The 12,181-nt window shown below is 62.7% G+C and carries 15 protein-coding genes; 6 read left to right on the top strand and 9 right to left on the bottom strand.

Features of this window, described 5'->3' with window-relative positions:
- The first annotated feature begins 3 nt into the window (after positions 1 to 3).
- The 3 genes from DM450_RS01215 to DM450_RS01205 all read left to right on the top strand — a co-directional run bounded on the left by DM450_RS01215 (position 4) and on the right by DM450_RS01205 (position 3,501).
- On the top strand, positions 4 to 1,227 hold the full coding sequence (locus tag DM450_RS01215; protein ID WP_142632246.1) for a hypothetical protein: 1,224 nt from the start codon (positions 4 to 6) through the stop codon (positions 1,225 to 1,227).
- Positions 1,208 to 2,323, top strand: a complete 1,116-nt coding sequence (locus DM450_RS01210; RefSeq protein WP_142632245.1) for a D-alanine--D-alanine ligase — start codon at positions 1,208 to 1,210, stop codon at positions 2,321 to 2,323. The genes DM450_RS01215 and DM450_RS01210 overlap by 20 nt, the downstream gene beginning before the upstream one ends.
- A gap of 239 nt (positions 2,324 to 2,562) precedes the next feature.
- Positions 2,563 to 3,501, top strand: a complete 939-nt coding sequence (locus DM450_RS01205) for a serine hydrolase (protein ID WP_185928670.1) — start codon at positions 2,563 to 2,565, stop codon at positions 3,499 to 3,501.
- 17 nt (positions 3,502 to 3,518) lie between these two features.
- Here the strand turns inward: DM450_RS01205 and phbB are convergent, their stop codons facing one another.
- The 6 genes from phbB to DM450_RS01180 form a co-directional block, all read right to left on the bottom strand.
- Positions 3,519 to 4,241, bottom strand: a complete 723-nt coding sequence (phbB, locus tag DM450_RS01200; RefSeq protein WP_142632243.1) for an acetoacetyl-CoA reductase — start codon at positions 4,239 to 4,241, stop codon at positions 3,519 to 3,521.
- 90 nt (positions 4,242 to 4,331) lie between these two features.
- The gene (locus DM450_RS01195; RefSeq protein ID WP_142632242.1) at positions 4,332 to 4,841 is read right to left on the bottom strand and encodes a phasin family protein; all 510 of its coding nucleotides are present in this window, start codon (positions 4,839 to 4,841) and stop codon (positions 4,332 to 4,334) included.
- 138 nt (positions 4,842 to 4,979) lie between these two features.
- Positions 4,980 to 6,116, bottom strand: coding sequence for a patatin-like phospholipase family protein (locus DM450_RS01190; RefSeq protein ID WP_142632241.1), 1,137 nt, complete (start codon positions 6,114 to 6,116; stop codon positions 4,980 to 4,982).
- Between the two features lie 19 nt (positions 6,117 to 6,135).
- A complete protein-coding gene (locus tag DM450_RS26080; RefSeq protein ID WP_260610050.1) occupies positions 6,136 to 6,558 on the bottom strand; it encodes an NAD(P)/FAD-dependent oxidoreductase in 423 nt (140 codons plus the stop codon).
- Positions 6,559 to 6,579: 21 nt separating this feature from the next.
- Entirely contained in the window at positions 6,580 to 7,446 is an 867-nt protein-coding gene (locus DM450_RS01185; protein ID WP_260610049.1) for an NAD(P)/FAD-dependent oxidoreductase, read from the bottom strand.
- Positions 7,443 to 8,258: a 3-hydroxybutyrate dehydrogenase gene (locus DM450_RS01180; protein ID WP_221889462.1), complete on the bottom strand. Its 816-nt coding sequence runs from the start codon at positions 8,256 to 8,258 to the stop codon at positions 7,443 to 7,445. Before DM450_RS01180 ends, DM450_RS01185 begins: the two co-directional genes overlap by 4 nt.
- A gap of 205 nt (positions 8,259 to 8,463) precedes the next feature.
- Between DM450_RS01180 and DM450_RS01175 the strand changes: the two genes are divergently transcribed.
- On the top strand, positions 8,464 to 8,928 hold the full coding sequence (locus tag DM450_RS01175; RefSeq protein WP_142632240.1) for a cupin domain-containing protein: 465 nt from the start codon (positions 8,464 to 8,466) through the stop codon (positions 8,926 to 8,928).
- Positions 8,929 to 9,022: 94 nt separating this feature from the next.
- Positions 9,023 to 9,838, top strand: coding sequence for a GNAT family N-acetyltransferase (locus tag DM450_RS01170; RefSeq protein WP_260610047.1), 816 nt, complete (start codon positions 9,023 to 9,025; stop codon positions 9,836 to 9,838).
- On the opposite strand, the gene DM450_RS01165 is transcribed toward DM450_RS01170, so the two are convergent.
- Positions 9,808 to 10,356, bottom strand: a complete 549-nt coding sequence (locus DM450_RS01165) for a 1-acyl-sn-glycerol-3-phosphate acyltransferase (protein ID WP_221889444.1) — start codon at positions 10,354 to 10,356, stop codon at positions 9,808 to 9,810. The two genes, DM450_RS01170 and DM450_RS01165, sit on opposite strands and share 31 nt — an antisense overlap.
- Between DM450_RS01165 and DM450_RS26045 the strand changes: the two genes are divergently transcribed.
- Entirely contained in the window at positions 10,322 to 10,558 is a 237-nt protein-coding gene (locus DM450_RS26045) for a hypothetical protein (protein ID WP_221889486.1), read from the top strand. The two genes, DM450_RS01165 and DM450_RS26045, sit on opposite strands and share 35 nt — an antisense overlap.
- 4 nt (positions 10,559 to 10,562) lie before the next feature.
- Here DM450_RS26045 and DM450_RS01160 read toward each other — a convergent pair whose 3' ends face one another.
- Together DM450_RS01160 and DM450_RS01155 are read right to left on the bottom strand one after the other, a co-directional pair.
- Positions 10,563 to 11,519: a YeeE/YedE thiosulfate transporter family protein gene (locus DM450_RS01160; protein ID WP_142632238.1), complete on the bottom strand. Its 957-nt coding sequence runs from the start codon at positions 11,517 to 11,519 to the stop codon at positions 10,563 to 10,565.
- Complete coding sequence (locus DM450_RS01155; RefSeq protein ID WP_260610364.1) at positions 11,516 to 12,007, bottom strand: DUF302 domain-containing protein; 492 nt, start codon at positions 12,005 to 12,007, stop codon at positions 11,516 to 11,518. Before DM450_RS01155 ends, DM450_RS01160 begins: the two co-directional genes overlap by 4 nt.
- Between the last annotated feature and the right edge of the window lie 174 nt (positions 12,008 to 12,181).

The raw sequence follows: 12,181 nt of genomic DNA, 5'->3' as shown, positions 1-12,181 counted from the left end.
GCGATGAATGACGGATTCCTGAATCTTGCGATCACCACCTCTTCGGCAGCCGCAACCGCTGCGATCCATCAATTTGCCGAAGAGTTGCTGAGCCACGGCGCCGGGGCGAGGGTGATCTTCGATGCAACCGAGGCAGATGCGGAATGCGCGCTGGCTTACGCCTATGCGGCGGCGCTGTTCCTCACCCAGCTTACCCGCGAAGGCCAGACGCAGGCCGCACCGCACCTTGCGGCTGCGCAGCGACTAAAGGGCCGGTGCAACCCGCGCGAAGCCATGACCCTCGCAGCCATTGCCCACTGGTGGGAGGGCGATGAGCGTAGCGCTGTCGCTGCTTGGCGCGAGGTGCTCATTTTAGCCCCGGAGGATCTCGTCGCTGCCAAGTTTTGCCAGATCCTCGAATTGTCGATCGGCGACGTCCGCGGCATGGTGCACTCAGCGCAATTCACCAACGCGATCGCGAAGCCAAGTGGCTATGCTGGCGGATTGCTTGCCTTTGCCCTGGAACAGGCGGGAGAGGCTGAAACGGCGCTTCGCTACGCGCGGCAGGCGGTCGCACGCAATCCCGACCGCGATCCCTGGGCACAACATGCTGTCGCCCATGCCCTCGCTGCGCTTGGCCAACCGTGCGAAGCCCGGTCGTTTCTTCAGGATCATTCCGGCAGCTGGGAGCGATGCTCATCATTCATGCTGACCCATAACTGGTGGCACCTTGCACTGATTGAGCTGGACTTTGGCGATCCAGACCTCGCTTTGGCCATTTATGATCAGCGCGTTTGGGGCGTGCGAAAGGGCCACACGCAAGACCAGATCAATGCCATTTCGCTGCTGATGCGGTTGGATCTGCGCGGCGTCGTTCCCGCCGCGCGGTGGTCAGACATTGCCCATGTCATCGGCGACCGCGTGGATGATCGGATCAACGGCTTTCTCGATCTGCACTATCTGATCGCCTTGCTAAAAAGTGGCCACTCTGCCGAAGCGCAACGGCTCGAACGGGCGTTGCACGAGCGATCCGAAACATTCGGACTGGCTCGAGGCATCGCGCTGCATGCGCGCGGAGATTATCCGGCTGCAGTCGCAGCATTTAGCGAGGTTGAAGGGCGCGTTCATCGCGTTGGCGGCAGCAATATCCAACGCCAATTGTTCGCTGCGATCCATGCCGACAGTATTGCCCGCTCACAGCAACACACGCGCTTCCTTGAGTCGGAGCATGAAAATGCCTCAGGATAGCGAACCCACTGCCCTGCAGGCGATGCCCGCGTTCGGCGGCGGCCCGCCCCTGTCGCATTTCGAATTCTGGCCGGCCTGGCTGTTTTATGCGCCGGTGTGGCTGTGGATCGTGGGGCTGATGGTGCGATATCGCAGCATCCGTCTGCCGCTCATCGCCAATGTCGGGTTTCCGGCGGGAGGGTTGGTCGGAGAACGCAAAAGCGAGCTGTTCGCGCGCCTGACGGGGCCAGAGCGGGCGCATCTGCCCGGATATGTGGTAGTCACACGCACGTCTGAGGAGCCCCACGCCGCCCTGCCGCAGATCACGGCACAACTGGCCGCCGCCGGACTCGAATATCCGTTGGTGGCCAAGCCTGACATTGGCTGCCGCGGGGCCGGGGTGCAGCCGATCCGGGGAGCCAACGATCTGGCCCGCTATCTCGAAGACTTTCCCTGCGGCGAGACATTCCTGCTGCAACGCATGGTCGATGTGGAGGGCGAGGCGGGTGTGTTTTACGTTCGCCAGCCCGGTGCCAGCCGTGGCCGCATCGTCTCGCTAACGCTGAAGTATTTTCCCAAGGTTACGGGTGACGGTCATTCCACCTTGCGCGAACTGATTGAGAGGGATCCGCGCGCAGGCCGGGTGCCGCAACTCTATCTGGCACGGTTCCGGCATCAGCTCGACGATGTGCTGCCTGCCGGCACTGTTCAGAGGCTGGTGTTTTCGGGAAGCCATTCGAAGGGCGCGATCTTTCGCAATGGCGCGGCCCATATTGCGCCGGCCATGGAGACTCGGTTTGATCGGATTGCCGATGCCATTCCCGGCTTTCACTTCGGACGCTTCGACGTGCGCTTTGCTGATTTCGCCGCGTTCCAGCGCGGTGAGGATTTCGCGATCATCGAATATAATGGTGCAGGCGCAGAAATGACCCACATCTGGGATAGCCGCATGAGGTTGGGCGAAGCGTGGTGGACCCTGTGCCGACAGTTCTCGCTGCTGTTCGCCATCGGCGCAGCCAATCGCAAGCGCGGCGCCCGGCCCGAAAGCTGGCGGGCGTTCTTGCAGCAATGGCAGCGTGAAAAATCACTGGTTGCGCGCTATCCCATCACGCGATGACATTGCCCCCGCCGATCGATTGGCCCGCTGCGGGCATAGGCCAAGGACAGGACTTGCCCGCCGAGCGCCGTGTCACGCGGGACAATTGGCGGATCTATCCTTACTCCCGGTGGGGGTTCCAGCATACGCGGGAATTGGTTCCGTCGCGAGCCTTGCGGCCAAGCCCGTCGCCGCGCGCGCTGACCGTTCAAGCCGCCCCGCTCGACCAGCTATGCTTCGATGATGAGGCTGGTCAGCCGATGACCTGGGCCGAATTTGAACGCCGTACCTATTGCGACGCAATGATCATCCTGAAGCAAGGCGCGATCATCCACGAAGCCTACCACAACGGCATGACCCCGGCGACGCCGCACCACAGCTTCTCGGTCAGCAAATCCTTTGTCGGACTGCTGGCGGAAATGCTGATCGCCGATGGCACGCTCGACAGCGCGGCACCTGCCGCGCTTTATGTGCGGGAATTCTCGCAAACCGCCTTTGCCGCTGCATCCGTCCGCGATCTGCTGGACATGACCGATGGCGCCGCGTTCGACGAGGATTACGCCAATCCCGATGCCATGGTGCACCGCTATTCGGCCAGTTACTGGTCGCCCGCGCAGGCCAATTTCGGCGCACGCGCGGCGCTGCTGCAATTCACGCATTGCGACCATCCGCCCGGCTGCGGCTTTGCCTATCGCACCCCGGTGGCCGATGCGCTGGGCTGGGTGATTGCGCGCGCGAGTGGGCAGCGGCTGGCCAATCTGTTTGCGCAGCGGCTGTGGCATCCCGCCGGTTGCTGCGACGACGGGCATATCCTCGTTGATCTGGCGGGCGACGAAATCGCCGCCTCCGGGCTCAATGCAACCGCGCGCGACATGGCGCGCCTCGCATTGATGGTGGCTGAGGGCGACCAGATCCCAAGCCCCGCCCGCGCCAGCATCGTGGGTGGCGGTGACCGCCAATTGTTCGCCGCGTCCAGCTATGTCGCGCGTTCGGCGGGTTCCTATCGCAGCCAATGGTGGGTGTCGCATGACGCCCATTCGAGCATCAGCGCGCTCGGCGTGTTTGGCCAAAGGGTTCTGATCGACATGGACACCGGGCTGATCATGGTGCGCTTCGGCTCGCATCCGCTGGCCTCCAATCTCCACACCGATGGGCTGCACCGCTTGGCGATGGATGCCTTGCGGCGCTTCCTCGCCTAAGGCGGTGCAGCCCCCGATCAATACATGTGCTGACCGCCATTGATGCTGATGGTCGATCCGGTGATGAAGCCGCTTTCCTCCGCGCACAGGAAGTCCACCATGCGCGCAATTTCATGCGCTTCGCCCAAGCGGCCAACCGGGATCTTGGCGATGATCTTGGCGAGCTGTTCCTCGGGAACCGCCGCGACCATGTCGGTGGCGATATAGCCTGGCGCGACCGTGTTGACGGTGACGCCATAGCGCGCCGTCTCCTGCGCCAAGGCCTTGGTGAAGCCATGCAATGCTGATTTCGCGGCTGAATAATTGACCTGGCCAAACTGGCCCGCCTGCCCATTGATCGATCCGATATTGACGATCCGCCCCCAGCCGCGTTCGCGCATACCGGGCAAGACCGCCTTGACCATGTTGAAGCTGCCGCCAAGGTTGGTGTCGACGACCGCGTCAAAATCCTGCCGCGACATCTTCAGCACCGAACTATCGCGGGTGATCCCGGCGTTGTTGATCAGAACATCAACCGGGCCATGGGAGGCGGCAATCGCACCCGCAGAAGCCTCGCATGCCTCATGATCGGCAACATCCCATTGAAAGATCGCGATCCCCGTGCGCTCGGCAAAAGACCTCGCGCGTTCAACATTGCCGACATAGCTGGCCACAACCCGGTAGCCTGCATCGCGCAGAGCGACACTCACAGCCTCACCGATTCCCCGGGTTCCGCCCGTAACAATTGCCACGCGCCCCATTGTTTCTTCTCCCTTGACTTTGATTCTTTGCAGAAGGGTCGTCGGGCAGGCCGCCCATAGAAGGCGCGCCCGACGACCCTCCGACCCGCGTTACGCGTCCTGCGACGGCTCCATGCTCTTGGCGGTGGCCAACGCCTGCTGCTGCAATGGCGCGAAAATCCCGCCCATCGCGGCGAACATCGCCTGAGACAGGCGAGCGGTCTCACCAATCGCGGCAGCGAATTCCGCGCGGGCAAAATCGCCCTGCATTTGCACCAGCTCGGGCACCGACTTGGCCTCGGTCAACGCCCGTGCGGCGGCGGTGGTGCGGTCAGCGCGCTGCTTGGCATAATCGGCCACGTCCCGGGCGATGGCTTCCAACGCGCCAGAGGCCATGCGCGAGGATTCGAGCAGGGCATCGACATTGCTGCGCGACGTTGCAGCCGCGACATCGACCGCCTTGAGGCCCATCTCCATCGCTTCGCGCGATTTGGCGGCGACGTCTTCAAACCGGGTTTGGGCCATGGTCATCGCCTGCTGGGCCGATGTCGTCAGCATTGCGGCCGGCGTGGGCTGGGCTGCTGGTTCCGCCGGGGTAGTAGCTTTTGTAGTGTTGGCCATCGGGTCATCCTTTCCTGTTATTGAACGTGCTTCTCGTGATGACGCAGAGAGGGGGCTCTGCGCCTTTCACCGCTTGGTGAAATGCTGATTGTTTCTGCGACGGGGCCGCTTTGCCGAGGCTGAAGCGGATCGCCCGCGTCAGGCGCTCGGGACGTCCATCATTTCGCCAGCGACGGACTCGTGGAGGATGAACCCTTCCAGCGGATCGCTCGCGTCACGCCAGGGTGCTTTGGCAAGCATCTCGCTGGTGTGGGCATAGCCGGCGTCCCACCGTTCACGAATGCCGCGCGGGCTAAAGTCGACATCCTTGGTGTGATCTTCATGGTCGAGCTGCGGCGCAAGCAAGCGGACCACATGCATCCGGGTTGAGCAGCCATAGCAGGTCAGCTTGGAGAGCTCGTCAGCGGGGATAGTTCCGGCTGGTACCAACCCCGCAAGCTCCTGAACGACATGCCGCAGCTTGTGCAGCTGACGCTGGCGCTTGATATGCGCGTGGGCGCGGCTGGAATACTGGATGTCTTTCTGCCGGTTGGTGACTTCCCAGATCGATTTGGGTTCGCTGCCATGCGGGTTCCACAGGTGGACCGCGAAAACGAGGGCGTCTTGTCGGGGGTTGTCATCAAACACGACCTCGACCGGCGTGTTCGAGACGATGCCGCCATCCCAATACAACTCGCCGTCGATGCGAACGGCCGGGAAGGCGGGCGGCAATGCCCCTGATGCCAGAATGTGGCGGATATCGATGGGCATGTCGCGCGAGTCAAAATAGTGCATGTCGCTGGTGCGGACATTCGCCGCGCCAACGGTCAGCCGGGTTGGCCCTGAGTTGATCAGATCGAATTCGACCAGATCGGCCAGCGTATCGCGCAGGGGCTGCACCGAGTAATACCCGGCAGCCTCTGGCCCCAGCGGCATCCGCTGACCCATGAACGCCAGCGGATTGGGCGCGAAAAAGCCGGGAATGCCCTGCATCACCGCGCTCATCGTGCGCAGCGGGCTGAACAGATTGGCGAAGGGCCCGTCAAACATCTGCCCATGCTCGACCCGGCTCCAGAACTCGCGCAGCTTGTCCAGTCGGTCGGCGGGCGCGCTGCCGGCAATCAGGGCGGCATTGATCGCGCCAATCGAGGTGCCGATCACCCAGTCGGGTTCAACCCCGGCTTCATGCAGCGCCTGATAGACCCCGATCTGATACGCTCCCAGCGCGCCGCCACCCTGAAATACGAGCACGGTCTGCCCGAGGCCGGCGATTTCTTTCTTCAAGTTCTTCGTCATGATTAATCCCTTCGCGAATTCAAAAGCTAAGCGGTCGCAGTGCCGGACGGGGCACCAGCGTGGCGGGCAGATCAGGCGCGACATCGCCGGTGATGAGCCGCGCGCCGCGGGCAAATGTCAGGTAGTTCCAGAACCAGCTGGCACCGACCACGAAGCGGTTGCGAAAGCCCGACAGGAACCAGATGTGGGCCACACACCACAACAACCAGGCGACATGGCCTGACACTGTGACGCGGCCAAAATCTGCCACTGCGTGATTGCGGCCAATCGTCGCCAGATTGCCGTAATCGCGGTAGGTAAACGGCTGGAGCGGCTGACCTTTCAAGCGCGCCTTGATGCACTTGGCGACATGTTCGCCCTGCTGCTTGGCGACCGGCGCCACACCGGGCAGCATTCGTCCCGTGGCATCGGTGCAGGCCGCCGTGTCACCGATGACAAACACATTGTCCCGGTCCGGCACCAACTAATCGGGGCCAACGATCACCCGGCCCGCCCTGTCGCCCGGAACATCAAGCCATTCCGCCGCGCGCGATGCCTGCACCCCGGCGGCCCAGATCGCGGTCCCGGCCGGGATGAATTCCTGGCCGACCGTCACGCCCATTTCATCGACGGCCTCAACCTTCTGGCCGAGCCGGACTTCCACGCCCAGTTGCTCGATCGACAATTGGGCCTTGGCCGACAGGCTCTCTGGGAAGCCGGGCAATAGCCTGTCACCGCTCTGGACGAGGATCACCCTCGAGCAATGCGGCGTGATGGTGCGGAAATCATTCGACACCGAACGGCGGGCAAGCTCCGCGATCGCGCCCGCCATTTCGACCCCGGTCGGCCCACCGCCGATAATCACGAAGGTCAGCAGGGCATGGCGCTTGTCGTGATCCTGCTCGATCTCGGCCCGCTCCATCGCCAGCAGGATCTTGCGCCGCACTGCCGTGGCATCTTCCACCGTCTTGATGCCGGGGGCAAAGGGCGCCCAGGCATCCTTGCCGAAATAGCTGTGCCGCGCGCCGGTCGCGATCACCAGCCAGTCATACGACATCGGCTCGCAATCACCGAGGATGATCCGCGTATGCTCGGCGTCGATGCCATAAACACGATCCAGCACCACCCGGGTGTTCTTGCTGCCCTTAACGATGCTGCGGATCGGGGCCGCGATCTCTGCTGGCGAAAGGCCGGCGGTTGCAACCTGATACAGCAAGGGCTGGAACAGATGGTGGTTGCGCTTGTCGATCAAAGTGATGTCGACATCGGCATTGCGCAGACCACGCGCCGCCGCAAGACCGCCAAAGCCGGCCCCGACGATCACGACATGGGGGCGCTTGTCGGTGGTCATTGCCCAGTCCAGCCGCCATCCACCGGCAAGGCGACGCCGGTGATCGAGCGCGCAGCATCGCCGCACAGGAACACCGCAACCGCGCCCAATTCTTCAACCGTGACGAACTGTTTGGTCGGCTGGGCGGCGAGCAGGACGTTGTTGATCACATCTTCGCGGCTGATCCCGCGCGCCTTGGCGGTATCGTCGATCTGCGCTTCCACCAGCGGCGTCCAGACGTAGCCCGGGCAGACCGCATTGCAGGTGATGCCAAATTGCGCGCCTTCCAGGGCGACGGTCTTGGTCAGGCCGAGCACCCCGTGCTTGGCGGCCACGTAGGCGCTCTTGTAAGGGGAAGCGATCAGGCCGTGGACCGAAGCGAGGTTGATGATCCGGCCCCATCCAGCCGCCTTCATTGCCCCAAACGCGGCGCGGGTGGTGTGGAAGCTGGCCGACAGGTTGAGCGCCTGAATGGCGTTCCACTTATCGACCGGGAAATCTTCGATCGGGCTCACATGCTGGATCCCCGCATTGTTGACGAGGATATCAGCCTTGCCGAACTGTGCGATCGTGCTGGTCACCAGATGTGCCGCCTCGCCCCCGTCGAGCAGGTTGGCTGCGTTGTAGGCAACCTGGACATTGGCAGATTGCGCAAGTTCGCTGCGGGTTCTTTCGATATCTTCCGGATTGCCAAGGCCGTTGAGAACAATGTCCGCTCCTGCCGAGGCGAGGGCGCGGGCAATCCCGAGGCCGATCCCGCTGGTCGAGCCGGTGACAATGGCAACCCGGCCATGAAGCGGCGCGGTGGTTTGGGGCGTTGCTGAGGCTTGCATGGACATATTCCCTTGTGGTTCGATGACCGGGATATGCCGATGGTTGGCGGTTGGCTGAAATGCCGTTTGATCATCGAAGCCATGCCGACAAGCGAATGGCTGTCCCACCCTTTCAGTCCTAATTGGTAGCCTCGTCGCCGGGGACAGATAATCGCTGCCCTTGCTTCATTTGGGTGACGAACCTGTTCTATCAGAAGGAAAAACCATGAAGAAGATTCTTGCAGTAGCGACTGCGGTTGCTTTGGCCGGCATGGCCACTCCCGCTTTGGCTGGCTCGTGCCCGTTGGGCCAGGAAGGCGCCAACCCGCTCAAGGGTGCCGCGACCATGCCTTCGGACGTGACTGACTCGGTGCTCGGCACTGTCGATCTGGGCCCGGAGATCAGCGTTGCGGGCCGCAGCCTGCGTCTGCGGATGCTGGTGCTTCAACCGGGCGGCGTGGTGCCGATGCACAGCCACAAGGATCGTCCGGCGCTGATCTTCACCGCCAGCGGCTCGGTCACCGAATACAGCTCGGCCTGCAAGGTGCCGATCGTGCACAACGCTGGTGAGGTTTCCACCGAAACCAATGGTGTGACCCACTGGTGGAAGAACACCGGCACGACCGTGGCGGTGCTGTACTCTTCGGATGTGCACAATGATGAAGCGGAAACCCGCAGCGCGATGCAGTAAGACAAATAGTCTTGACGCTGCATAAAAATGGCTTGCTGGCACCTTGCAGATTTCATGCAAGGTGCCAGTCTGCTTTTGGAAAATGGATGGACTGATGGGCGCGCAGGATCGCACGCAGATGATTGAGCAAGACTCAATGCCGCACGGATTTGATCCGAGCCCGGCACGATCCGGTTTGTCTGTTCGCCTGGCGAGCGATTGTGCCGATATCGAAGCGGCACAGAAATTGCGCTGGGATGTCTTTCGCAGCGAGCTGGGTGCCAATCTTTCCCATAGCCGCGCCTTGGACATTGATCCCTATGATGCGGTTTGTGACCACTTGCTGGTGGAAGACTCCAGCGCCGGGGCCTGCCGGGTGGTGGGCACCTATCGCCTGCTGCGCCAAAGTGTCGCGCAGCGGCACTCAGGCTTCTACAGCGCGGGGGAATATGACCTCAGCCCGCTTGCAGGCGGAGCGGGTGAATTGCTGGAACTGGGCCGGTCTTGCGTTGCAGCTGGCTATCGCAACGCCGCAACCATTCAGCTGCTGTGGCGCGGGATCGCCCAATACCTTGAAGACAACCAGATCAGCATGATGTTCGGTTGCGGCAGCTTTCACGGCACCGACCCTGCACAGCACGCCGATACGCTATCCTATCTGCACCACCATCATCTCGCGCCGCCCGCCCTGAGAGTTCGGGCGTTGGAGGATCGCTTTGTCGAAATGGCCCAATTGCCGCACGGCTCCTACGATCCGCGCCAAGTGATGCGCAAGCTGCCGCCGCTGATCAAGGCCTATCTCAGGGTCGGCGCGATGGTTGGCGATGGCGCAGTCGTCGACCATGAATTCAACACCACCGATGTGTTCATCGTGATGCCCACCAGCGCCATTGCGCAGCGCTATCGGGATCGGTTTGTCGCGGCGGCATAGGCTTCCAGCATCTGCTGGCGAACGCGCGCGGCTAGAGTCTTGCGGTCGTTTTCCATTGGGGCAGGCGGCAAGAAAACGGCGCGCGCCAGCGTCATCTGCCGCGACAGACGCGCTGCGCCCGAAACCAGGTCATCATCGCCGATCCAGGCCACTTCGCGTCGGCGCTGCGGCGTTAGAGCAGTCCCATCACGGGCGAGATAGGCGAGGATGACGGGTTGGACCGCGATGGCTGCATCGGCCGCCGCGAACAGGCTGGTACGGAACGGCAGAATTCCGCTGCCATCCGAGGTTGTGCCCTCGGCACACAGGATTACCGATCGCCCCGACGCCAGCCGTTCGCGGATCGCCTCGACTTGCCCCTGAGTGCTGCCCTTGCGCTGCCGCTCGACGAACACCGGGCCAAGGCGCTGAGCCAACCTGCCGATGACCGGCCAGTTCCGCAGGTCAGCGCGAGCGACAAAATCGGCATCGAGCAGCGAGAGCATGACCGGGATGTCGGCCCAGCTGATGTGGTTCATCACAAACAGGGTACCTGCCTGCGCGGATATGCTGCCGTGCCATTCGACCGAAAGGCCGAAGCCTCGATTGATCGCCCGGAAAAATGCGCGCTCATGGCTGCGACGGTCGGCAGCCGCGCTGATCATCCATGGCGGTATACGCCAGGCCGCCGCCGTCAGCGTCGCCGCAGCCCGCGCTCGGCCAAAACTGCGCCTTGAATGATCCTTCACGGCCGCAAAAATCGGCGTTCGGCGAGGATCGCCGCCCAGATCGTCACGCACATCACCAGCACGGCAACCCACGCATAGCTCCACAGCAAGGGCAGGCCGACCAGGATCAACCCGTCATTGCTGCCAGGGATCAGCAAGCTGCCCCACCCCATCAACATGCCGCCGAGGAAGCACCGCAGCATCAAACGCCAGCTCGGCCAGCGCCAGTTGAACGCCCCGGCCGTCCAGCCGCCGATCGACGCGCCAACCAGCAATGCGAGCAGCAGCAGGCTCTGCACCACCGCCGCCGGCGCCATGCCCGCCGCAAGTTGAATGAACAGATCGGTGTAAGCCCAGGCGCCCGCGACCACGAAGAGGATCACGAAATTGATGCCGATGAAAATCGTCGCTTCATGCGGCCGCCAGACGGTTCGCCAGTGGAAACCCTCCCGGCGCGGATCGCGAAAAATCGTCACCAGTCGCCACACTGCATAGGCCAGAAACAGCGGCGCCAGCCACATCGGCAAGGTCGACGCAGGTGCCAACGTTGCCATCGGTTCCGGCCGCATCGCCGCGAAGAGCGGGGCAAATGTCACCGCTCCAACATAAAAGCCAAATGGACTGGTGAGGTAAGCAATATTGCCCGAACCAATGTGGGCGACCGAACCGAACACGCAGGCGCGGTTGATCTGCGCGCCTACGCCCAGCAACGCGCCGCCCAGCAGCGTCCAGCCGGTCAATGCAAAACCGCCCGGAAACTGCGGGAGCACGCCAAGCGCGCGCGCGGTGAGCAGCCCGCCGGCGACCCACAGCGAGGTTTCCGCCATCGCCAACAACCGGTTCGGCTTTCGGTCGTGGACAATTTCATTGACCGCCGCGACCATGCAGGTTGCGCCGCGCTGGATGGCAAAGCCCATCAGCGCGGCGCATATGGCTGCCAGGAGAAACGCCGCACTGGCAACCGGAATGGTCACCGGGTGACGCTCGACGCGATCGACATGGCAACCGCATTGGCCATCGCAAACTGCGCATCGCGGTCCTTGATGTCGAAGCGGTTGGCGATGTAGCCGAACTCGGTCCAGGCCACGCTGACGCTGCCATCGGCTTCTTCAAGGATCAGCATCCGCACCGGCCAATCGAGACCCGAGTAGGGGTTGGACGACAAGAACTGCACGCCGAGCGGCGGATTACCAAACAGGATCAAGCGCGACGGGCGAATGGTGATATCGGCGCCCGCGCCCAGCTGTGACTGGTCAATCTCGGTGAAAAACCGGATGCCCTTGTCTGCAATATCGGCCTTCAGCCGACGCACGGTCTCGTCGATGCCATACAGGCTGCGGATCCGCACAACGCCTTGCGCGGTTGCGGTCGGCGCGATCGTGGTTGCAGCAGGCTGATCAGGGGCCTGCGCGGCAACAGCGGTCGGTGCAATCATCATGATGGCGGACAGCGAAGTTAGCATTTTATTCACGGAGGGCTCCTTTACGGTTGCGAAATTGGGGCGAGGATGTGTTCCCGCGCCGCCATTTGCCCGTTCAGCCCCCGCAACTGAAATCGCATTCCGACATGACAGTCATAACCTTGCGGCATTTTCGATTCTGGCCGGGTGCTGTAGACCGTTGCCCAAACAGTATAG

This window comes from Sphingomonas sp. IC081 (assembly GCF_006874585.1).
Classification (GTDB): domain Bacteria; phylum Pseudomonadota; class Alphaproteobacteria; order Sphingomonadales; family Sphingomonadaceae; genus Novosphingobium.
The sequence above is the reverse complement of the archived record's forward strand: the minus strand, read 5'-3'. Positions and strand labels throughout refer to the sequence as shown.

Excerpts from the sequence above, each read along its gene's own strand:
- DM450_RS01215 (WP_142632246.1), top strand. The coding sequence starts at position 4 with ATGAATGACGGATTCCTGAATCTTGCGATCACCACCTCTTCGGCAGCC.
- DM450_RS01210 (WP_142632245.1), top strand. The coding sequence starts at position 1,208 with ATGAAAATGCCTCAGGATAGCGAACCCACTGCCCTGCAGGCGATGCCC.
- DM450_RS01205 (WP_185928670.1), top strand. The coding sequence starts at position 2,563 with ATGACCTGGGCCGAATTTGAACGCCGTACCTATTGCGACGCAATGATC.
- phbB (WP_142632243.1), bottom strand. The coding sequence starts at position 4,241 with ATGGGGCGCGTGGCAATTGTTACGGGCGGAACCCGGGGAATCGGTGAG.
- DM450_RS01195 (WP_142632242.1), bottom strand. The coding sequence starts at position 4,841 with ATGGCCAACACTACAAAAGCTACTACCCCGGCGGAACCAGCAGCCCAG.
- DM450_RS01190 (WP_142632241.1), bottom strand. The coding sequence starts at position 6,116 with ATGACGAAGAACTTGAAGAAAGAAATCGCCGGCCTCGGGCAGACCGTG.
- DM450_RS01185 (WP_260610049.1), bottom strand. The coding sequence starts at position 7,446 with ATGACCACCGACAAGCGCCCCCATGTCGTGATCGTCGGGGCCGGCTTT.
- DM450_RS01180 (WP_221889462.1), bottom strand. The coding sequence starts at position 8,258 with ATGCAAGCCTCAGCAACGCCCCAAACCACCGCGCCGCTTCATGGCCGG.
- DM450_RS01175 (WP_142632240.1), top strand. The coding sequence starts at position 8,464 with ATGAAGAAGATTCTTGCAGTAGCGACTGCGGTTGCTTTGGCCGGCATG.
- DM450_RS01170 (WP_260610047.1), top strand. The coding sequence starts at position 9,023 with ATGGGCGCGCAGGATCGCACGCAGATGATTGAGCAAGACTCAATGCCG.
- DM450_RS26045 (WP_221889486.1), top strand. The coding sequence starts at position 10,322 with ATGACCGGGATGTCGGCCCAGCTGATGTGGTTCATCACAAACAGGGTA.
- DM450_RS01165 (WP_221889444.1), bottom strand. The coding sequence starts at position 10,356 with ATGAACCACATCAGCTGGGCCGACATCCCGGTCATGCTCTCGCTGCTC.
- DM450_RS01155 (WP_260610364.1), bottom strand. The coding sequence starts at position 12,007 with ATGCTAACTTCGCTGTCCGCCATCATGATGATTGCACCGACCGCTGTT.